The sequence below is a fragment of the Bacillus sp. 3255 genome (genome assembly GCF_031456485.1).
Taxonomy (GTDB): domain Bacteria; phylum Bacillota; class Bacilli; order Paenibacillales; family NBRC-103111; genus Paenibacillus_E.
The window spans coordinates 97,348-117,937 of sequence record NZ_JAVDUS010000024.1 but is presented as its reverse complement, the minus strand read 5'-3'; the positions used below and the strand labels follow the sequence as shown (position 1 = coordinate 117,937).

General features: G+C 54.0%; 18 protein-coding genes and 1 riboswitch. Of the genes, 16 read left to right on the top strand and 2 right to left on the bottom strand.

Annotated elements, in window-relative coordinates; genetic code table 11:
* Positions 1–183: 183 nt before the first annotated feature.
* A riboswitch (purine riboswitch) is annotated at positions 184–285 on the top strand.
* Between the two features lie 138 nt (positions 286–423).
* The 12 genes from purE to purD all read left to right on the top strand — a co-directional run bounded on the left by purE (position 424) and on the right by purD (position 13,765).
* Entirely contained in the window at positions 424–909 is a 486-nt protein-coding gene (gene purE / locus J2X61_RS30285) for a 5-(carboxyamino)imidazole ribonucleotide mutase (protein WP_274472680.1), read from the top strand.
* Positions 906–2,081 (top strand): 5-(carboxyamino)imidazole ribonucleotide synthase, encoded by a 1,176-nt coding sequence (gene purK, locus J2X61_RS30280; RefSeq protein ID WP_274472562.1) that lies wholly within the window; start codon positions 906–908, stop codon positions 2,079–2,081. Before purE ends, purK begins: the two co-directional genes overlap by 4 nt.
* 26 nt (positions 2,082–2,107) lie before the next feature.
* The gene (purB, locus tag J2X61_RS30275; RefSeq protein WP_274472563.1) at positions 2,108–3,403 is read left to right on the top strand and encodes an adenylosuccinate lyase; all 1,296 of its coding nucleotides are present in this window, start codon (positions 2,108–2,110) and stop codon (positions 3,401–3,403) included.
* 26 nt (positions 3,404–3,429) lie between these two features.
* Positions 3,430–4,326 (top strand): phosphoribosylaminoimidazolesuccinocarboxamide synthase, encoded by an 897-nt coding sequence (locus tag J2X61_RS30270; RefSeq protein ID WP_310193468.1) that lies wholly within the window; start codon positions 3,430–3,432, stop codon positions 4,324–4,326.
* 43 nt (positions 4,327–4,369) lie between these two features.
* Entirely contained in the window at positions 4,370–4,609 is a 240-nt protein-coding gene (purS, locus tag J2X61_RS30265; RefSeq protein WP_079414612.1) for a phosphoribosylformylglycinamidine synthase subunit PurS, read from the top strand.
* Between the two features lie 69 nt (positions 4,610–4,678).
* The gene (gene purQ / locus J2X61_RS30260; protein ID WP_310193463.1) at positions 4,679–5,374 is read left to right on the top strand and encodes a phosphoribosylformylglycinamidine synthase subunit PurQ; all 696 of its coding nucleotides are present in this window, start codon (positions 4,679–4,681) and stop codon (positions 5,372–5,374) included.
* On the top strand, positions 5,352–7,595 hold the full coding sequence (purL, locus tag J2X61_RS30255; RefSeq protein WP_310193462.1) for a phosphoribosylformylglycinamidine synthase subunit PurL: 2,244 nt from the start codon (positions 5,352–5,354) through the stop codon (positions 7,593–7,595). The genes purQ and purL overlap by 23 nt, the downstream gene beginning before the upstream one ends.
* A 14-nt stretch (positions 7,596–7,609) precedes the next feature.
* A complete protein-coding gene (gene purF / locus J2X61_RS30250) occupies positions 7,610–9,112 on the top strand; it encodes an amidophosphoribosyltransferase (protein ID WP_310193546.1) in 1,503 nt (500 codons plus the stop codon).
* A 61-nt stretch (positions 9,113–9,173) separates the two neighbouring features.
* On the top strand, positions 9,174–10,214 hold the full coding sequence (purM, locus tag J2X61_RS30245) for a phosphoribosylformylglycinamidine cyclo-ligase (protein ID WP_274472568.1): 1,041 nt from the start codon (positions 9,174–9,176) through the stop codon (positions 10,212–10,214).
* Positions 10,214–10,825, top strand: coding sequence for a phosphoribosylglycinamide formyltransferase (purN, locus tag J2X61_RS30240; protein ID WP_310193460.1), 612 nt, complete (start codon positions 10,214–10,216; stop codon positions 10,823–10,825). The genes purM and purN overlap by 1 nt, the downstream gene beginning before the upstream one ends.
* Before the next feature lie 63 nt (positions 10,826–10,888).
* Entirely contained in the window at positions 10,889–12,436 is a 1,548-nt protein-coding gene (purH, locus tag J2X61_RS30235) for a bifunctional phosphoribosylaminoimidazolecarboxamide formyltransferase/IMP cyclohydrolase (RefSeq protein WP_274472570.1), read from the top strand.
* Between the two features lie 69 nt (positions 12,437–12,505).
* Positions 12,506–13,765 (top strand): phosphoribosylamine--glycine ligase, encoded by a 1,260-nt coding sequence (gene purD / locus J2X61_RS30230; protein WP_310193457.1) that lies wholly within the window; start codon positions 12,506–12,508, stop codon positions 13,763–13,765.
* A 91-nt stretch (positions 13,766–13,856) separates the two neighbouring features.
* Here the strand turns inward: purD and J2X61_RS30225 are convergent, their stop codons facing one another.
* Entirely contained in the window at positions 13,857–13,985 is a 129-nt protein-coding gene (locus tag J2X61_RS30225; protein ID WP_274472572.1) for a hypothetical protein, read from the bottom strand.
* A gap of 56 nt (positions 13,986–14,041) precedes the next feature.
* Between J2X61_RS30225 and J2X61_RS30220 the strand changes: the two genes are divergently transcribed.
* Together J2X61_RS30220 and J2X61_RS30215 are read left to right on the top strand one after the other, a co-directional pair.
* Positions 14,042–14,170 carry a hypothetical protein gene (locus J2X61_RS30220; RefSeq protein ID WP_310193454.1) on the top strand — a complete coding sequence of 43 codons (129 nt, stop codon included), beginning with the start codon at positions 14,042–14,044 and terminating at the stop codon, positions 14,168–14,170.
* A 45-nt stretch (positions 14,171–14,215) separates the two neighbouring features.
* A complete protein-coding gene (locus J2X61_RS30215; protein WP_310193451.1) occupies positions 14,216–15,010 on the top strand; it encodes a DODA-type extradiol aromatic ring-opening family dioxygenase in 795 nt (264 codons plus the stop codon).
* Between the two features lie 50 nt (positions 15,011–15,060).
* Here the strand turns inward: J2X61_RS30215 and J2X61_RS30210 are convergent, their stop codons facing one another.
* Positions 15,061–15,477, bottom strand: a complete 417-nt coding sequence (locus tag J2X61_RS30210; protein WP_310193447.1) for a thiol-disulfide oxidoreductase DCC family protein — start codon at positions 15,475–15,477, stop codon at positions 15,061–15,063.
* 486 nt (positions 15,478–15,963) lie between these two features.
* On the opposite strand from J2X61_RS30210, the gene J2X61_RS30205 reads away from it, so the two are divergent.
* Together J2X61_RS30205 and J2X61_RS30200 are read left to right on the top strand one after the other, a co-directional pair.
* Complete coding sequence (locus J2X61_RS30205; RefSeq protein WP_274472575.1) at positions 15,964–17,046, top strand: DUF3048 domain-containing protein; 1,083 nt, start codon at positions 15,964–15,966, stop codon at positions 17,044–17,046.
* Positions 17,047–17,399: 353 nt separating this feature from the next.
* A complete protein-coding gene (locus J2X61_RS30200; protein ID WP_310193444.1) occupies positions 17,400–20,489 on the top strand; it encodes an S-layer homology domain-containing protein in 3,090 nt (1,029 codons plus the stop codon).
* Positions 20,490–20,590: the final 101 nt, after the last annotated feature.

The following is a 20,590-nucleotide window of genomic DNA, read 5'->3' as shown; positions in this document are numbered from 1 at the left end:
AACGAATATAACGGTGCGGGAAGGAGTGAAAGCGGATGAAAGTCCACAACTGTCGTTTGTTGGGAAAAAACCTTCAAAAAACGAACTATACAAAAGATAAAGTTGCAAATCGTTCGTTTTTTGAAATTGACACGACACGTTAGTTGGTAGTAAACTAGGGAAGCGGGTTAGAGAGCCGCACTAATTGAAAATGTCGAAACAACTCGTATAAAATCAGGAATAGGGCCTGAAAGTTTCTACCCAAAAACCATAAATTTTTGGACTACGAGGAAGCGAATGAGGGGAACCATAGGAAGATGATGGTCTTTTTGCATTCGGTTCTTTTGCTGTCCAGCGGATAGAATCGCGTATTCTAGCTCTGGGCATTTTTTGGTTTAAAGGGTTTAATCATAGTAACCATTATTTGAAGAGAGTGGGTTAATGATGACGGTACGTGTTGGTGTCATAATGGGAAGCCAGTCGGATTGGGAAACGATGAAGCACGCATGCGACATGCTGGAAGAGCTGGGAGTGCCTTATGAGAAGAAGGTTGTCTCCGCACACAGAACGCCGGATTTGATGTTTGAATATGCAGCCGCAGCAGCAGGCCGCGGCATCCAAGTGATTATCGCCGGAGCGGGCGGAGCGGCGCATCTGCCAGGGATGGTAGCAGCTAAGACCGAGCTGCCGGTTATTGGCGTTCCGGTCAAGACCTCCACGCTGAACGGACTCGATTCCCTGCTGTCCATCGTGCAGATGCCTGGCGGCATTCCGGTTGCGACCGTGGCCATCGGTCACGCAGGAGCGACGAACGCCGGCCTGCTGGCGGCGCAAATTCTCGGCGCTTTCGATCCGGAGCTGCAAGCGAAGGTCAGAGCGCGCCGCGAGCGCATCGCGCAGACGGTCATTGAAAGCAGTGACTTGTTATGACGGAGGCACCAAGCGGTAAAGTCATCAAGCCGGGCGGCACGATCGGCATCTTGGGCGGCGGGCAGTTAGGCCGCATGCTGGCCCTGGCGGGACGCAACATGGGGTACCGGTTCGTGACGCTTGACCCGACGGAAGATGCGCCATGCGGACAAGTCGCCGACGAACAGATTCAGGCGAGCTTCGACGACGTCGAAGCGGCGCGGAAGCTCGCGGCACGGTCCGACGTGATCACGTATGAATTCGAGAACGTGGACGCCCACGTGACGAGCATTCTGATGAATGAATCCTATGTTCCCCAAGGAAGCGAGCTTTTATATACGACCCAGCATCGTCTTCGGGAGAAGAGAGCCATTGAAGCGGCGGGCGTACCGGTCGCTCCTTATGCGGAAGTGAAGAGCGCGGCTGAGCTGAAGGACGCTGTCGTCAAGTTCGGCACACCGTGTGTGCTCAAGACGGCCACCGGCGGCTACGACGGCAAAGGTCAGTGGGTCATCCGCTCTCTAGATGAAGTGGAAGAAGCTTATGAGACGCTGAGTAAGGCCAAGACCGAGCTCGTTCTCGAACAATTCATTCATTTCGACAAGGAATTATCCGTCATTGCAGCAAGAAGCCCGCGCGGCGAAGTGAAAGCCTTCCCGGCAGCGGAGAACATACATGTACATAACATCCTGCATCAATCCATCGTGCCTGCCCGCATTCCGGCGGACGTACAGCAGGAAGCCGAGGAACTGGCGATTCGCATCGCCGAAGGACTCGGCGTGATCGGATTGATCGCCGTAGAGCTGTTCCTGACGAAGGACGGCCGGCTCTACGTCAACGAGCTTGCGCCGCGCCCGCACAATTCCGGTCATTACACGATGGAAGCGTGCCGCACCTCGCAGTTCGAGCAGCATGTTCGCGCCATATGCAACCTGCCTCTAGGCTCTACCGAGCTGCTGACGCCGGTTGTGATGGTGAATTTACTGGGTGAACATATCGAGCCGCTCAGCGGTCTCATCGATCAACCAGGCTTCCTGGAGGACACCGAGCTGGGTGTAAGCGCCAAGGTTCATCTCTACGGCAAGAAAGAAGCGAAAGAGAAACGCAAAATGGGACATATCAATCTGTTGGCTGACGATGTCCAGCATGCACTGAATTGGATAGAACGCACCCGGATTTGGGAAAGTAAGTAAATGAACATTATTGGAGGAACGGTACAATGATCGAACGTTACACACGCCCGGAGATGGCGAGCATTTGGACGGAGCAGAACAAGTTTCAAGCATGGCTGGAGGTTGAAATTCTTTCCTGCGAGGCTTGGGCCGAGCTGGGCGTCATTCCGAAGGAAGATGTGAAAGTGCTGCGTGAGAACGCCAGCTTCAACATTGACCGCATCTACGAAATCGAGCAAGAAACGCGTCATGACGTCATAGCTTTCACAAGAGCGGTATCCGAGACGCTGGGACCTGAGCGCAAATGGGTGCACTACGGTTTGACATCCACAGACGTGGTTGACACGGCGCTGGGCTACTTGCTGAGACAAGCCAATGAGATCTTGGACAAGGACATTCAGAACTTCATCGAGATTCTTCGCAATAAAGCGATTGAGCATAAAAACACAGCCATGATGGGCAGAACGCACGGCGTTCATGCCGAGCCGACGACATTCGGACTGAAGATGGCGCTGTGGTACGAAGAAATGAAACGCAACCTGGAGCGCTTCCGCTTTGCCGCTGACGGCGTGCAATTCGGCAAAATCTCCGGTGCGGTCGGCACCTACGCGAACATCGATCCGTTCGTTGAGCAATATGTGTGCGAGAAGCTGGGCACGAAACCGGCTCCGATCTCCACACAGACGCTGCAGCGCGACCGTCATGCCGAGTACATGGCGACATTGGCGCTAGTCGCTACATCGTTAGACAAATTCGCGACGGAAATCCGCGCCCTGCAGAAGAGTGAGTTCCGCGAGGTGGAAGAGCCGTTCGCCAAAGGTCAAAAAGGTTCCTCCGCGATGCCGCACAAACGCAATCCGATCGGCTGCGAAAGCATCTCCGGCCTGTCCCGTGTCATTCGCGGTCATATGATTTCCGCTTACGAGAACGTGACGCTGTGGCATGAGCGCGATATTTCGCACTCCTCCGTTGAGCGTGTGATCCTGCCGGATGCGACGCAGCTCTTGAACTACATGCTGAACCGTCTAGGCAACATCATTAAGAACTTGACGGTATTCCCTGAGAACATGAAGCGCAACATGCGCAGCACGTACGATGTGCCGTTCTCCGGCCGCGTGATGACGAAGCTGATCGACAAAGGCTTCTCCCGTGAGCAAGCTTACGATACGGTGCAGCCGAGAGCGATGCAAGCGTGGGAAGAACAGCGTTCCTTCCGCGAAATCGTAGAGAATGAGCGTACGATTACAGAAGCGCTAAGCCCGGCCGAAATCGCGGATTGCTTCGATCCGAGCTGGCATTTGAAACATGTTGACACGATCTTCGACCGCTTAGGTTTGAAATAGAAGTATTCTGGGAGAGAAGGGAAGGGTTGTCCGTGGCAAGTAACATTCTTGATTCAGCGGTTGATTTCGTTAAGGCGCCTCTGGTTCACAAAGGGAAAGTGCGCGAGCTGTACGATTTGGGCGAAAATTATCTGATCGTCGTCACGGATCGGATCTCGGCGTTCGACTATATTCTGAAGCCGGGCGTTCCTGACAAAGGCTACGTGCTCAACGCGCTGAGCAAGTATTGGTTCGGCGTGACGAGCGGTTATATGAAAAATCATATCGTTCATACAGACGTGGAACAGCTCCAAGATGTGATTCCGGATGCGGCAGCGAGAGAGCTTCTCAGAGAGCGCATTATTGTTGCGAAGAAAGCGGAGCGCATCTCCATCGAGTGCGTCGTTCGCGGATACATCACAGGCAACGGCTGGAGACAGTATGAGAAAACGGGCGAAATCAACGGGCGCAAGCTGCCGGAAGGGTTGCGGAAGAATCAGCGTCTGAACGATCCGATCTTCACGCCGGCAGCCAAGAATGATGTAGGCCACGACGAAGACATCTCCATCGAGCAGATGATCGGCTTGGTCGGCGAACAGCTGACCTACGAGCTGCAAGAGCGCAGTATTATGCTGTACACGCTGGCTCATTCCATTTGTGAGCAGAAGGGCATCATTTTAGCGGATACGAAGTTCGAATTCGGCTTCTATGCCGGTGAACTTATTATTATTGATGAGATTTTCACACCGGATTCCTCGCGTTACTGGGCGGAAGACAAGTACGCCTTGGATATCGAGATCGATTCCATGGACAAAGAGCCTGTCCGTACCTACCTGGCGAATTCCGGCTGGGACAAGAACAGCGAACCGGATGAGCTTCCGGCTTCGGTTGTTGAAGAGACGGCGAACCGGTACAAAGAGATTTTGCGGCGTTTGGTCGATTAAAAATATTAAGCAAAGCAAGCACATACGAGGAGGAGATTGGGAAATGAAAGCAACGGTCTACGTAACAATCAAGCAGAACGTATTGGATGTGCAAGGAACAGCGGTACAAGGCGCGCTTCATTCGATGGGGTTCGAGGAAGTCGGCAAAGTGCGTATCGGCAAATATTTGGAGCTTGAGCTGGGAACGACGGATAAAGCGGAAGCGGAAGCGCGTGTAAAAGCAATGTGCGAGAAGCTGCTCGCGAACACGGTGATCGAGGACTACCGCTACGAGTTGGCGTAACAGAAACCAGAGGATAGGCATACGAAGCAAGTTTTGCCAAAGGCAAAACTCTTAGAGGGAGGAAACGTCATGAATTTTGCGGTTCTTGTTTTTCCGGGTTCAAACTGTGATATTGACTGTTATAAGGCGGTAGAAGATACGATCGGTCAACCGGTTGATTATGTGTGGCATACGGCGGACGATTTGTCCAAATACGACTGCATCCTTGTGCCGGGCGGATTCTCTTATGGGGATTACCTGCGCTGCGGAGCGATCGCGCAATTCACGAACGTGATGAAGGCCGTAGCGAAGGCTGCTGAAGAAGGCAAATACATTCTAGGCATTTGCAACGGATTCCAAGTGTTGACGGAAGCCAAATTGCTGCCGGGCGCTTTGCTGCGCAACAAAGGCATGAAGTTCCGCTGCCACCAGGCGCTGCTGAAAGTGGAGAATAACAACACAGCCTTCACGCGCGATTACGCAGAAGGCGAACTGATCAACATTCCGATCGCCCACGGTGAAGGCAACTACTACTGCGACGACGCGACGCTGAAAGAACTGCAAGAAAACAATCAAATCGTGTTCCGTTATGAAGCGGGGGCTAACCCGAACGGATCCGTTGACGATATCGCGGGAATCTCCAATAAAGCTGGTAATGTAGTTGGTATGATGCCCCATCCTGAGCGTGCCATTCACGAAATTCTGGGCTCCGCCGACGGCAAGAAAATGTTCACATCAATTCTAAGCGCTTGGAGGGAAAAACATGACGCAGCAGCTATCCGCTAAGGAACCGACAGCCGAACAAATCGCGGAACAGAAAATTTACAAGCAAATGGGCGTAACGGACGAAGAGTATGCCAAAATTTGCGGCTTCCTTGGACGCAACCCGAACTATGTGGAGATCGGCGTATTCAGCGTTATGTGGTCCGAGCATTGCTCTTACAAAAATTCCAAACCCGTGCTTCGCAAATTCCCGGTCACAGGACCTCGCGTTCTGATGGGACCCGGTGAAGGCGCAGGGATTGTAGATATCGGGGACAACCAAGCGGTTGTTTTCAAAATTGAAAGTCATAACCACCCTTCGGCAATCGAGCCTTACCAAGGTGCAGCGACAGGTGTGGGCGGAATTATTCGTGATATTTTCTCCATGGGCGCGCGCCCTGTAGCACTACTTAACTCACTCCGTTTCGGTAAATTGCAGAATGACCGCGTGAAATACTTGTTCGAGCACGTTGTATCCGGTATCGCCGGTTACGGTAACTGTATCGGGATTCCGACAGTGGGCGGCGAAGTGATGTTCGACGAGAGCTATGAAGGCAATCCGCTCGTTAACGCAATGTGCGTAGGTCTGATCGACCACGACAAAATCCAACGCGGTGTGGCCAAAGGTGTAGGCAACCCGGTCTTCTACGTCGGCCCGGCAACAGGCCGCGACGGGATCCACGGGGCGACATTCGCATCCGAGGAGTTGACGGCTGAATCCGAAGCGAAGCGTCCGGCGGTGCAAGTCGGCGATCCGTTCATGGAGAAGCTGGTGCTTGAAGCTTGCTTGGAGCTCATCAATTCCGGCATCGTGCTCGGTATTCAAGATATGGGCGCTGCAGGTCTAACCTGCTCCAGCGCCGAGATGGCAAGTAAAGCCGGCAACGGCATGGAGCTTTACCTGGATGAAGTTCCACAGCGTGAAGAAGGCATGACAGCTTACGAAATGATGTTGTCCGAGTCGCAAGAGCGTATGCTTTTCGTAGTTGAGCCTAAGCATGAGGCGCAAGCGAAGGGTATTTTCGAGCGTTGGGGTCTGCACTGCGCGAAAGTCGGCAAGGTCACCGACGACGGTTACCTGAAATTGATCCACCACGGGGAAGTCGTGGGGAACATGCCGGTCGGCGCGCTCGTGGACGAGTGCCCGGTCTACAATAAGCCGAGCAAGATTCCGGCTTATTATGAAGCAGGCGCAGCGATCGACACGACTCGTTACCCGGAGGTAACGAAGCTGACGGATGCGCTGAAATCGGTGCTTGCGTCCCCGACGGTAGCAAGCAAAGAGTGGGTTTACAACCAGTATGATTATATGGTTCGTACGGATACGGCGGTGCGTCCGGGTTCGGATGCAGCGGTTGTGACGATTCGCGGCACGCGCAAAGGGCTCGCGATGACAACCGACTGCAACGGACGCTATGTGTATCTCGATCCGGAAGTCGGCGGTCGGATCGCCGTTTCCGAAGCAGCGCGCAACATCGTTTGTTCCGGTGCCGAGCCGCTTGCGGTTACGGACAACCTGAACTTCGGCAGCCCGGATAAGCCGGAAATCTTCTGGCAGCTGGAGAAGTCCACAGACGGGATGGCGGAAGCTTGCCGCTTCCTGGATACGCCGGTTATCGGCGGTAACGTGTCTCTCTACAACGAGAACGCGAAGGGTGCCATTTACCCGACTCCGGTTATAGGGATGGTCGGTCTGGTGCATGACATCGACCACATCACAACTCAAAGCTTCAAACAAGAAGGCGACATCATCATCCTGCTTGGCGAGACGAAAGCGGAGCTCGGCGGCAGCGAATTCCAATATGTGATTCACGGTGTAACCGAAGGACGTCCTCCGGTGCTTGATCTGGAAGTGGAGAAACGTCTGCAAAATACGGTACTCAAAGCGATTCAAGAAGGCCTTGTCGCTTCTGCGCACGACTTGTCCGAAGGCGGCTTGGCGGTTGCTCTGGCCGAGAGCTGCATCAGCGGCAACGTAGGTGCTGAGATCAACGTCGCTTCCGAGCTTCGTCCTGATTTCGCGCTGTTCAGCGAGACGCAATCCCGTATTCTGCTAAGCGCATCGCCGGATAAAGCCGATGCCCTGAAGCATTGGGTGGCTTCCCAAGGCGTGCCGTACCAAGAAATTGGAACAGTCACCGGTTCTGAATTGACCGTTAAAATCAACAACGAACAGCGTCTCCAGTCTCCTGTAAGCGAGCTGGCGAAAGTCTGGAAGGATGCGATCCCATGTCTAATGGCGTAAAACAATCCGAGGCCATGAAGCTTCCGGCTGCTCCCAAGGTACAACTTGGGGACAAACAGCATGAGCTTTGGACAGGCGAGTATTTCAACGAAGGTGTAGGCGGCCATGGCGGATTGTTTGACAAGCTGAATGAAGAGTGCGGCGTTTTCGGGGTGTACGGACATCCCGAAGCTTCCTCTCTGTGCTACTACGGGCTTCACGCCCTGCAGCACCGCGGGCAGGAAAGCGCAGGCATTTGTACGGTAGATGAAGGGAAGTTTAATTATTACCGCGGCATGGGACTGGCCAAAGAGGTATTTAGCAATGACAATTTGTCGCCTCTTTGCGGCTCCACGGCCATTGCGCATGTGCGTTACTCCACAGCAGGCGAGAGCAAGCTGGCGAACGCGCAGCCGCTCGTTTTCAAATACCGGGAAGGCGATCTTGCGATTGCGACGAACGGTAACCTAGATAATGCCAACATCATCAAGCGTGAGCTTGAGCGCAAGGGTTCGATCTTCCAAACGACGAGCGACACAGAGGTAATGGCGCATCTTATCGCCCGTTCGGAGCACGATGATATCGTGGACGCGGTCAAAGATGCGATGAATCAAGTCATCGGCGGCTTTGCGTTCCTGATTGTTACGAAGGACAAGCTGATTGCGGCGCTCGATCCGAACGGACTTCGTCCCTTCATGATCGGCCGTCTGGGAGAAGCGTACTTGTTCGCTTCCGAGTCCTGCGCTTTCGATGCGGTGGGAGCCACGTATTTCCGTGATGTGCAGCCGGGGGAAATCATCGTGATTGACCGCGACGGCTTCCGTTCGGAGCGGTTCACGGACAGCGGCCGTCGTGCGATCTGCGCGATGGAGTACATCTACTTCGCTCGTCCGGACAGCGACATCGATACGGTCAACATTCACTCCGCGCGCAAGCGGATGGGCAAGAGACTGGCGATGGAAGCGTTCGTCGACGCCGATGTTGTAACAGGTGTGCCGGATTCCAGTATTTCGGCGGCGATCGGTTTCGCCGAGCAGACGGGTATCCCGTATGAGCTGGGCTTGATCAAGAACCGTTACACGGGCCGGACGTTCATTATTCCAAGTCAAGAGCTTCGCGAGCAAGGTGTCAAAATGAAGCTGAGCGCCGTTCGCAAAGTGGTTGAGGGCAAGCGCGTCGTCATGATCGATGATTCCATCGTTCGCGGCACAACGTCCTTGCGGATCGTCAACCTGCTGCGCGAAGCCGGCGCGACGGAAGTGCATGTGCGGATTTCTTCGCCGCCGTTCATGAATCCGTGCTACTACGGTATCGATACGCCGGACCGCAAAGAGCTGATCGCCGCGATGAACTCCATCGAGGAGATTCGCAAAGCGATTAATGCGGATTCGTTGCATTTTTTAACCAAAGAAGGCTTGTTAGATTCTATCGGTCAAGGTTCGGCAGGGTCGGAAAGCGGCTACTGTACGGCTTGCTTCGATAACAGCTATCCGACGGAAATCGTGGATGTCACGAAGGTTGGCTGTGCTTGCGATTAAATAGAGCGGGATGGCCTGCGGGCCTCCCTCTACATAGACAAAAATAAGGAGTGGTTGCGAAGTGTCGGATGCTTACAAAAAGGCTGGAGTCGATATCGCGGCGGGAAACGAAGCAGTAGAACGGATGAAAAAACACGTCAAACGGACCTTCCGTCCTGAAGTGTTGACTGACCTCGGCGGCTTCGGCGGGCTGTTCAGCTTGAACAAAGACAAGTATGAGGAGCCTGTGCTCGTATCAGGTACGGACGGAGTGGGCACGAAGCTGAAGATTGCTTTTGCAATGGATAAGCACGATACGATCGGCATCGACGCGGTCGCCATGTGCGTGAACGATATTATCGTTCAGGGCGCGGAGCCGCTGTTCTTCCTGGATTATCTGGCTTGCGACAAAGTCGTGCCGGAGAAAATCGAATCGATCATCAAAGGGATCGCTGACGGCTGTTCGCAGTCGGGCTGCTCGCTCATCGGCGGGGAAACGGCGGAAATGCCGGGCATGTATGCAGAAGGGGAGTATGACATTGCCGGCTTTACGGTTGGAATCGTCGACAAGAAAAAGATCATCGACGGTACAACGATCCGTCCCGGAGACGTGGTGTTAGGACTGGCATCGAGCGGTGTGCACAGCAACGGGTTCTCACTTGTGCGCAGGCTGCTGCTGGAAGAGAAAGGGTACACGCTTCAGGGGCATGTAGAAGAGCTGGGTGATAAGCTGGGCAACGTGCTGCTGGAGCCGACGAAGCTGTATGTGAAGCCGATTCTGGCGATGCTCGAAGATGTAGCGATCAAAGGAATGGCGCATATTACAGGCGGCGGTTTCATCGAAAATATTCCGCGCGTTCTGCCGGATGGCGTGAACGTAGAGATCCAATACGGCTCATGGCCGATACTGCCGATTTTCTCGCTGATGCAGCGTGAGGGCGCCATTTCCAATAACGATATGTTCCGTACCTTCAACATGGGGATCGGGATGGTCATCATCGTTGGGGCTGACGATGCGGCGAAGGCGATTGCCGCTGCGGAAGCGCAAGGCGAGAAAGTTTACCGCTTGGGCGTCGTTACAGAAGGCGAGCGTGTGGTGACGTTCCAAGGAGCTGTTGTGTAATGCAGCCGTACCGGATAGCGATCTTCGCTTCGGGCAGCGGTTCGAATTTCCAAGCCATCGTAGATCAGGTACAGAAGGGGAAGCTTGATGTCAGCATCGAGCTTCTTGTCTGTGACCGTCCGCAGGCTTACGTGGTGGAGCGTGCGAAGGAAGCGAAGGTGCCGGTATTCGCGTTCCGCCCGAAGGAGTATGAGAACCGTGAGGCTTATGAAGCGGTTATTCTCAAGGAATTGCAGGACCGGAAGGTGGATCTGGTCGTGATGGCGGGCTATATGCGCATTATTACGAATGTGCTGGTGGAGCCGTTCTACGGCCGGATGATCAACGTGCATCCGTCGCTTCTGCCGTCGTTCCCCGGCGTGCGGGCGATCGAGCAAGCCGTCGAGTACGGCGTGAAGCAGACCGGCGTCACCGTGCATTTCGTCGACGGCGGGCTGGACTCCGGGCCGATCATTGCGCAGCGGGCCGTGGAGATTCACGAGCACGAGACGGCGGAATCGCTCGCGGAGCGGATTCATGCGGCCGAGCACGTGCTGCTGCCGCAGGTCATCCGCTGGCTGCGCGAGAATCGCGTCAGCCTGGATGGCCGCAGGGTGAGCGTGCGGCTGTAGCGGAGAAGAGCATTTATTTCACATCGTTAACTACTATAAATTCATTTTCTGGGAGGAAGAATCGTGGCAATCAAAAGAGCACTGATCAGCGTATCCGACAAAACGGGGATCGTTGAGTTTGCGAGCGAGTTGGCAAAGCTGGGCGTTGAGATTATTTCTACAGGCGGTACGCAAAGTTTGTTGAAGGACAAAGGAGTGCCGGTTATCGGGATCTCCGAAGTGACAGGCTTCCCCGAAATCATGGATGGCCGCGTCAAAACGCTGCACCCGGCTGTTCACAGCGGTCTGCTGGCCGTTCGTGACAACGAAGAGCACCAAGCGAGCATGAAAGAGCTCGGCCTGGACTACATCGATCTGGTTGTCGTGAACTTGTATCCTTTCGCTGAGACTATTGCGAAGCCGAACGTATCTTACGAGGACGCGATCGAGAATATCGATATCGGCGGTCCGACCATGCTTCGTTCCGCAGCGAAGAACCACGCATTCGTATCCGTCGTCGTGGATGCGGCTGACTATGCGAAGGTGTTGGAAGAAGTGCAGGAAACAGGCGATACGACGCTCGAAACACGCAAACGCCTTGCGGCCAAAGTGTTCCGCCACACCGGTTCTTACGATGCTTTGATTGCCGACTACTTGTCCAAGCAAGTGGGCGAGCCTTACCCAGAGCGTTATACGGTTACGTATGAGAAAATGCAGGAGCTTCGCTACGGAGAGAATCCGCACCAAAGCGCGGCCTTCTACCGCAAGCCGAACGCGGCTGCCGGCAACATCACAACGGCGGAGCAGCTTCACGGCAAAGAGCTTTCCTACAACAACATCAACGATGCGAACACAGCGCTCCAAATCGTCAAAGAGTTCAGCGAGCCTGCTGTCGTTGCGGTTAAGCATATGAATCCTTGCGGCGTAGGCATCGGGACGAACGTACTGGAAGCTTATAAGAAAGCATACGCAGCGGATCCTACGTCCATCTTCGGCGGCATCGTTGCTGCGAACCGTGCGATCGATGAAGCGACCGCGCAATTGCTGCATGAGATTTTCCTGGAAATCGTCATTGCGCCTGATTTTACACCGGAAGCGCTTGAGATCCTGTCCAAAAAGAAAAATATCCGCCTGCTGAAAGTAGTCGGCTTAGATACAGTGGCTGGCCGCAAGGCAGAGCCAGTCGTGACAACGGTTGAGGGCGGCATGCTCGTGCAAGATAGCGATGCTTACCAACTGACGGAAGCCGATCTGAAGGTCGTTTCCGAGCGTCAGCCGACGGAAGAAGAGATGAAGCAGCTGCTTTTTGCATGGAAAGTCGTTAAGCATGTGAAATCCAATGCGATCGTACTTGTCGCTGACGATATGACGGTTGGCGTAGGCGCAGGGCAAATGAACCGTGTCGGCGCGGCCAAAATCGCGATTGAGCAAGCCGGCGAGAAGTCCAAAGGCGCGGTGCTCTCCTCCGACGCGTTCTTCCCGATGGGGGACACGCTGGAAATGGCGGCAAAAGCAGGCATCACGGCGGTCATTCAACCGGGCGGATCGATCAAAGACGAAGAGTCTATCCGCGTGGCGAACGAGAACGGAATTGCGATGGTTATGACGGGCGTACGTCATTTCAAACACTAAAACAACAGCGAATGCTCACGATTCAATAGGGACCGTGGGCATTCCCTATGAAAGGGACGGGTGGCATAGATGCGTGTACTAGTAATTGGACGAGGCGGGCGCGAGCATGCGATTATATGGGCGTTGAGCAAGAGCCCGAAGATCAGCAAGCTTTACTGCGCGCCGGGGAACGGCGGCATCGCCGGGTTGGCGGAATGCGTGCCGATTACGGAACTGCAATTTGAGGAGATCAGCACGTTCGCGAAGGAGCAGGCGATTGATCTGGTTATGGTCGCTCCTGACGATCCATTAGCGGCGGGTCTGGTGGACCACCTGGAGTCCAAAGGGATCGAAGCGTTCGGACCGCGCGCGAATGCCGCGATTATCGAGGGCAGCAAAGTATTTATGAAGGAGCTCCTGAAGAAATACAACATCCCTACGGCCGCTTATGAAACTTTCGACGCGTATGAGCCTGCGCTGGCTTACCTGCGTTCACAAAAGGCTCCGATCGTCATCAAAGCCGACGGCCTTGCTGCCGGCAAAGGCGTGACGGTCGCGCAAACGATGGAAGAAGCGGAAGCGGCGCTGCGCGACATCATGGTGGATCAAGTGTTCGGCAAGTCCGGCGCGAGCGTCGTGATTGAAGAGTTTTTGACTGGCCAAGAGATGTCGCTACTTGCTTTCGTTGACGGATCGACGGTTCGCTTAATGGTTCCTTCGCAGGATCATAAGCCTGTTTTCGATAACGACAAAGGGCCGAACACGGGCGGAATGGGCACTTACTCGCCGCTGCCGCACGTTCCTGAGTCCATTGTGCAGGAAGCCCTTGTGAACATCGTGCAGCCGACGGCGGATGCGATGGTGAAGGAAGGCCGTCCGTTCAAGGGCGTGCTGTACGCGGGCCTGATTCTGACGCCGGACGGCGTCAAGACGATCGAGTTCAACGCGCGCTTCGGGGATCCGGAGACGCAGGTGATTTTGCCTCGGTTGAGGACGGATCTGCTGGATATCTTCCTGGCGATCAACAACGGAACGCTGGCTGAGCAGCCGATCGAGTGGAGCGAAGATGCAGCGGTCTGCGTGATCGTCGCTTCCGGCGGCTACCCGGGCCCTTATCCGAAAGGCTTGCCGATTACAGGCTTGGAGAACGTGCAGGATGCCTTGGTGTTCCATGCCGGAACGGCGCTGGAGAACGGGCAGATCGTGACGAATGGCGGACGCGTTCTGGGTATCACCGGAATCGGCAAAGATATTATCGAAGCCCGCCAGAAAGCTTATGCGGATGCGGACCGGATTCATTTCGAAGGGAAGCATTACCGGACGGATATTGCGATGAAAGCTTTGAAATAGGAATGAAAAAACACAGTGCCTTTCTTGCCGGCTTGCTTTGCGGGAAAGGGGCTGTGTTTTTGCTTGATGCGGGCTTCGGCGTGCTGAATTGTTACTTGCCGCTTGAGCCGCGGATGTATTTGTCTTTGTTCTTGTACACATACCAGACGGCGAGAATGGCGCCGAGGATGAGCGCAAGGGAAATCCAGTGATGCTGAATGAACGTCCAGAGGTTACTCATGCGATTGCCTCCCAGGGTTAATCTTAAGGATAGTTTTGGCAGGAGCCGCGCGTTTCATGCATGGGCAGACGGCACTCACCTGCCGAGCCGTTCCGCGCGACTTTCGGTTCCCGTCTTGGTGCAGGGCAACCTCTGTCGCCGCCTATGCGCGGGAAGAGGTTTTATTTCTGGCGGATGGCGTATAATGTAGAATACTGGCAATGAATTTCCAGACGGGAGGAGGTGCGGTGATGCTGCCGGCTTTTTATATAGCGCATGGAACGCCGGGATTGGCGATTGAGCAGCATGCTTACACCGAGTTTCTGCAGAAGCTGGGGAAGAGCCTTCCTCTGCCGAGAGCTATCGCTGTCTTCAGCGCACATTGGGAGAGCCCTGTACAGCGAATAAGCTCGGCGGTTCATCCGCGGACTCTCCACGCTTTCGCTGGGTATCCGCCGAAGCTTCATGACATGAAATACCCGTCACGGGGCGATTTGACGCTCAGTTTGCAGATTCGGCAGTTATTCGAAGCGGAAGGCATCGGCTGTGAGCTCGATGATGACCGGGGATTGGATCATGGCGTATGGGGACCCTTGTCGCACATGTACCCGGCTGCGCAGATTCCGGTCGTGGCTCTTTCGGTGAATCCGCGGCTGACGGCGGAAGAGCATTACCGCATCGGTGCGGCGCTCGGTTCTTTGCGGGAGGCGGACGTGCTCGTTCTGGGCAGCGGGGGCACGGTGCACAATCTGCGGAGGCTGGACCGGAACGATCCGGTGCCGCAGCTGTGGGCGGTGGCGTTCGATGAGTGGCTGGCGGAGCAGCTCGACACGTGGAATCTCGAGGCGCTGCTGAGATACGACGAACGAGCGCCGCATGCCGCGGAGGCGGTGCCGTCGCCGGGGCATTTCGCGCCCTTGCTGCTGGCGCTTGGGGCGGCCGACGAGGCGCGCCGGGCGAAGCTGCTGCATCACAGCTTCCAGATGAGTACGCTCAGCCTCAGCTGCTGGATGTTCGGCGGGCGGCAGGCGTTAAGCTCCAGCTAGCCGCGAACGACCGCCGCGTCCGCGGGAGGCAGCTGTTGCAGCAGCGGCCGTTACTCCAGGAAGCGCTGCCTGTAGGCCGGATTGGGCAGCATGCACTGTTCGGCCCGGCCGAACCAGCGGTAGCGGCTCCGCGAGACGAAGTCGTAGCCGAGATTCCGCAGCGGCGCCGGAATGACGATGGCTGCGTACGCCAGCGGGTAAGCGCCGCGGAGCCGACGGGCGATGCGCAGCACGGCCGTGGAGCGCGTGTAGGCGCGCCCGTTCTCGATCAGCACGATGGTGCTGATCGTGGACACGGGCAGCCCGTGCCGCTCCAGCAGCCTCTGCCCGGCAGCGGACTGCAGCGACGCGAAGCGGAAGTAGCCCTTCGGGTCGTTCCGCAGAATGAATTGCACGGCTCCGCTGCATAGATTGCAGACGCCGTCGAAGAGAATGACGGCTTCGGCTTTGTTGTCAGGCTCAGTCATGGAGCATCGCCTCCTTCATTTCGCTATGCCGGATTGTTGCGGTCGCGGCGGCGAGCTGTTAGCCGCATCTGCACATATCCACATTTCTTACTATACCTAATTATCGAGGCTGGCGCACTCATCCACATGTTCATAACTCCATCCGCCGTCAGTTCCAATCGTCCACATAATCACAAGACCCCGATAGACCTTCGAGTTATCCAGACTACCTGCTTCATCCGCCTCAAGTCGTCCACACACTTATCCCAACCGTACACAGCGGAGCAGCGTCTATATAATGAGTTAGCAGGTCTTTAGTGGATTCTACCGGCAGCCGTACGCGTCCATCCACAGGTTCATCACTCACGCCAGTTTCATAACGAGGCTCATCAACATGTTATCCACCGCATCCCCAGCTCGAGCACTTATCCGAAAATACTTCTACATATCTATTGCCTAGCATATATATCTCGTAGAACAATAGAAGAAGAGAAGAGGTGCCTATCGATGAAATCATTGTCCCTATCCCGCCGTACCAAATTCCTCAGCGCCTGGCTCGTTCTCGGCTGTTCGGTGATTACGCTCATCGGCTGCAGCGACACGCCTGCGTCGATGCCTTCCGTCAGCCCGGATACGGCTGCAGCGACTCCGACAGCTTCAGCGCCCGCCTCCAAGCCCGCCGCTTCGGCGGCGGATCCGGAGCTGCCGTACAAATTCCCGCTGACCGGACTTCCGTCCGCCCAAGAGGTGAAGAGCAGGCCCTTCATGGTCATGGTCGAGAATGCGCCGCAAGCCCGCCCGCAAACCGGTCTGGATCAAGCGGACATCGTCTACGAAATTCTCGCCGAGGGCGAGATTACTAGATTCGTGTCCGTGTTCCAGAGCCATGAGGCGGAAGTGATCGGTCCCGTACGCAGCATCCGGCCGTATTTCGTGGAGATCGGCGACGCGCTCGATGCGGTCATCGTCCACGCCGGCTGGAGCCAGGAAGCAATGGACATAATGGCCGGCCGCAAGCTGGCTCACCTCGACGAGGTGTACGGCGACGGCGCCTTCTACTGGCGCTCGACCGAACGTAAAGCACCGCACAATCTCTACACCTCCGTGGCCAAAATGAAACAGGGCGCCGAAGCCCGCAAGTTCCGCTCGGAGTGGAACGGGCCGCTGTTGACGTTCGCCAAGGACGGCCAAAGCAAGCTGACCGGGCCGGCCGTTCATTATATTTTTATCCCGTATATCCAAGGATACTTCGCTTCGTATGAGTACAATGCGCAAGAGAAAGTGTATATGCGTTCCATGGAAGGCAAGCCTCATCTGGATAAAGAAAGCGGCAAGCAGCTGCAGGCCAAGAACCTGCTCGTTCTGGAGAGCAAGCATAAGATCGTGGACAAAGAGGGGCGCCGTGAAGTCGACGTTTTCGGCCCGAACAAAGGCGTCATCCTGCAAGAGGGCAAGTCCCAGCAGATCACATGGGAACGCAAGAACGGACTCCTGCGCGCCTTCGATGATAGCGGCAAGGAAGTGCCTCTGCTGCCGGGCAACACCTGGGTGCAGATCGTGCCGGAAGGAACGAAGCTCAAAATGGAATAGTTTTCTACCAAACCTCCTACTTCGTAGGAGGTTTTTTTGGGGGCTCGGTCCGACAGCATAATAAAAAAACCCCCTGTAAGGGGAGTTTGGGAAAGCGCATTCAAAGGAGGAGAAGGCGCTGTAATACCGATAGGTATGTCCATATTATAGATATCTTTTCAGTTAAATAACATGTCAGAAAGAGAGGTATTCTATGAATAAAATGAAGATTTCATCTTCATAATCACCACTTTTATGCTCACTCTATACATAACATAAACCCCCATATTTCGATAAACTTGTTGTATTCAGTCGAAATATCGCTTATTTGATATCGACGTTGTAACCATTATGGGGGAGGAACGAACACGTTTATGAAGAGGAGATTAACAGCTATTACTTCAGTCGTGCTAGCATGGTCCCTGTTTTCAACTGCCGCGATAGCCGCAGATCCACAGAATGCTACACCGACAGCGGTGGTGAAAACGACTGCCGATTACAAAGATCTGGCGAATATAGATGCCGATCTGAGAGTGAGAATCGACGTCTTGCTCAAGCAGGGCTACATGGAGGGGAAAGGCGAAAACTTTGACATTACGGGAAGTATGACTCGGGCGGAAGCCGCCAAACTCGTAGCCAAGATTTTTGGTTTACCGATTGATGAAAAGGCTTTCTCGAGCTTCGCCGATGTCGATAAGAGCGATGAGTCGATTAGCTGGGCGATTCCTTTCATCGAAGCGGCTAAATCCAAAGGGATTATCGACGGTATAGACGATACGACCTATAGCCCGAAGGATGAAGTGACAATAGGCCAATTGGCCGCTTTGTTCGTGAAAGGTCTGGGCAAAGCTTCCGAGGTAAAGTCGACAAGTCCTTGGTATAACGGCTATCTGGACGTTGCGAAGGCAAACGGGGTGGATCTTGGCACGGACGGTGCTAGGAACGCGACTCGAACCGATCTTGTTAACGGCTCCTATCTCGCAGATCAGGTATTCGCCAATGCGAATAAACCTGCCAAAGCTTCTGTGAAAGAAGTTAAACAAGCCGGTGCCAAAACGGTATCCGTCGTTTTCGACCGTGACATAGATACCGCGAAAGCAACTTTAGCTTTAATGAGAGGGACCACGAGCATTGCCACAACGGTAAAATGGTCGGAGGATAAGCGCTCTGCAACTTTGACGCTCACGGATGTGAAGATTATCGATGGCGACTATTCCGTTACCTTAGGCGGATTGGACGCCGAAGCCGTAGATCAAGCCAAAGGATCTTTTAAAGGACAAGTTGAGAAATTAACCAAGATTGAGTTCGTGAGCGCGAGCGACACGATTGCGAAGTCTCCGAAAGTTCGCGTCGAAGTGAAACCAACGAATCAATTTGGCGAGACAGCCACTTTCCAAGCAGGGAACTATACGGTTATCGCATCTACAACCCAAGCACCGACGCTGTTGAAAACAGAGGATGGGAAATTATTCGTTCAATTAAATACGAGTGATTCGGCATTAATCTCGAATAACAGTCAGGTGACTGTAAGCATCTATGATAATGAACAGCACATGACGGTGAACAAGAGCTTTAAGATAGGCGACCGTCCGATCCTGACCAAGGTTGAGCTAGGCGCTTTCACATACAAGAGCGGGAAAACAGCATTATCCGCGAGCGGCGAAACGGCGGTTGCTTCCCTAACGCAATACGATCAGTACGGCACTGTCATTACCAAAGACTCCGATGCGCTAATTCCCCCAACGGTTTCGCTCACGCCTTATGAACAGAAGTTGAATGCGCAAATCACGGACGAGAATGGCGACGGTATGGATGATGTAGTTGTTAAAGTAACTTCAAAAATTGAAACAAACGGGGAATATACCCTATCCGTATATGGTGGAGGGTCGACAGCTACGGCCAAAATAGCTCTCAAATCAACGGCAGTAGCACATAAGGTGGAATTAGCTTCACCGAGCGATACATGGGCTTATGGAGACAGCAATAAATACATCCAAATTACGGCGTATGATGCAGAGGGCGCCGTTCTAACGGCGGATGATATTGCACAGAATGCGAAGGACGGCAGGTTCACCATCTCGCTCTCCAATAACTTGATAACCGGCCCTTCTACGGACGTGCCGGCAACAATGCTGGATACCAAAGGGCTCATTGTAACGGAAGGACCGAATAAAGGGAAATTGTATGTGAAGAAAGTGGAAGGGAAAGGCAACGCTAATGTGTTTATTGCGATGTTCGGAGTCGGTGTCAACAGCCAATCGCAAATCAATATCCCGCTCGTTGCGGCCCGCTATCCCGTTAGCTTCAAATCTGCAACCAATGTTGCTGAGAAAGTGGTAGACACAGCCACCGTTAACGGGAAATTTCAATTGATCGACCAATACGGAGATACAATCACCGGGCTTGCTACGAATCAATCGGGAAGTATGATCGAGCTCGTGGACAATGGCCGAACGGTTACCTACGATGTGTATGCGACGGTTACGCCTTCATCGGATTATGCCGGTACCTACTCGGGCGATTTGACGCTTGCTTCCGGATCTCAGGTGCTGACGATCGGGCAATTCAGCGACAAGGAGTTTAAATTTACGCCGACGGCTTCAGCGAGGAATTCTTCCTTATCCGTGAAGTTCAACCTCCGCAAAAGAGAGTTCACGGGAGGCGCTGCCGGAAATGTGATCAATGACGCTGTCGTTTCGGTGACGAAGAAATTCACTGTCATCGATCCTGCTCAAGTCCAATTAACCTATAGCTTAAACAGCCCGAGGGAGTTGTTCGGCGCGTTGGACGATAGCACCGTCAAAAATATTGCTGCAGCTCAAGTGATCGGCTCATCGAATAAATTCGCCGCGGAGCTGGCGCTTTCAGCTAAGGATGAATCGGCGGCCGAGGTGAAGGTTCTCAATACGATTACTTCCGCGGTGTCCGACAGCAACAGCGTAGCTCGCACGAGTGTGGCGGCAGGCAAAGCCTATGTGCTGGGCAATAAAGCCGGCAAAGCGAATATTACAGTGGTATATACGAATGCCTTAGGAGAGTCGAAGATCTTGGCAACCTCCGTAACGGTGAAGAACGATCCTATCGCCATTCAATCGATTACAAGCAGTGCGAGCAAGACGTTCCCAAGATCAACGGTCATCGACACCGACGGTATTACAGTTAAAACGCAAGGTGCCGACGGCGCACTCGCTTGGAAACTTATGGGCGATGTGGCTGTGAAAGATCAGTACGGCGATGAATTCAAAAACGAGAATATCGCGATATATAAGGAAATAGTTCCTGTGATCTATACAATTAACGATGTTTCACAAGGATTGACAGTGAGTCTCTCAGCGAGCTCGGAAGGTGTAGACAATCTGGTCAATGTTGCGTACAATTCGGGCATCACTGGCGGAAGCTTTACGCTGACGGCAGTTGCGCCTAACGGCAAAACAACAAGCACCAGGGTAGTCGTAAGTAATTAATGTTATGGTATTGAATTAGAAATAGCGTACAGCATGTCTCGGAGAAGACATGCTGTATCTATTTGGTCAAAAAGTTCAGAAAATCGAAAAAAATTGAAATA

Coding starts and splice junctions, on each gene's coding strand:
- purF (WP_310193546.1), top strand. CDS start 7,610: ATGAAGCTTCCGGCTGCTCCCAAGGTACAACTTGGGGACAAACAGCAT.
- purQ (WP_310193463.1), top strand. CDS start 4,679: ATGAATTTTGCGGTTCTTGTTTTTCCGGGTTCAAACTGTGATATTGAC.
- J2X61_RS30200 (WP_310193444.1), top strand. CDS start 17,400: ATGAAGAGGAGATTAACAGCTATTACTTCAGTCGTGCTAGCATGGTCC.
- purD (WP_310193457.1), top strand. CDS start 12,506: ATGCGTGTACTAGTAATTGGACGAGGCGGGCGCGAGCATGCGATTATA.
- J2X61_RS30205 (WP_274472575.1), top strand. CDS start 15,964: ATGAAATCATTGTCCCTATCCCGCCGTACCAAATTCCTCAGCGCCTGG.
- purL (WP_310193462.1), top strand. CDS start 5,352: ATGACGCAGCAGCTATCCGCTAAGGAACCGACAGCCGAACAAATCGCG.
- purN (WP_310193460.1), top strand. CDS start 10,214: ATGCAGCCGTACCGGATAGCGATCTTCGCTTCGGGCAGCGGTTCGAAT.
- purE (WP_274472680.1), top strand. CDS start 424: ATGACGGTACGTGTTGGTGTCATAATGGGAAGCCAGTCGGATTGGGAA.
- J2X61_RS30215 (WP_310193451.1), top strand. CDS start 14,216: ATGCTGCCGGCTTTTTATATAGCGCATGGAACGCCGGGATTGGCGATT.
- purS (WP_079414612.1), top strand. CDS start 4,370: ATGAAAGCAACGGTCTACGTAACAATCAAGCAGAACGTATTGGATGTG.
- purK (WP_274472562.1), top strand. CDS start 906: ATGACGGAGGCACCAAGCGGTAAAGTCATCAAGCCGGGCGGCACGATC.
- J2X61_RS30210 (WP_310193447.1), bottom strand. CDS start 15,477: ATGACTGAGCCTGACAACAAAGCCGAAGCCGTCATTCTCTTCGACGGC.
- purB (WP_274472563.1), top strand. CDS start 2,108: ATGATCGAACGTTACACACGCCCGGAGATGGCGAGCATTTGGACGGAG.
- J2X61_RS30225 (WP_274472572.1), bottom strand. CDS start 13,985: ATGAGTAACCTCTGGACGTTCATTCAGCATCACTGGATTTCCCTTGCG.
- J2X61_RS30220 (WP_310193454.1), top strand. CDS start 14,042: ATGCATGGGCAGACGGCACTCACCTGCCGAGCCGTTCCGCGCGACTTT.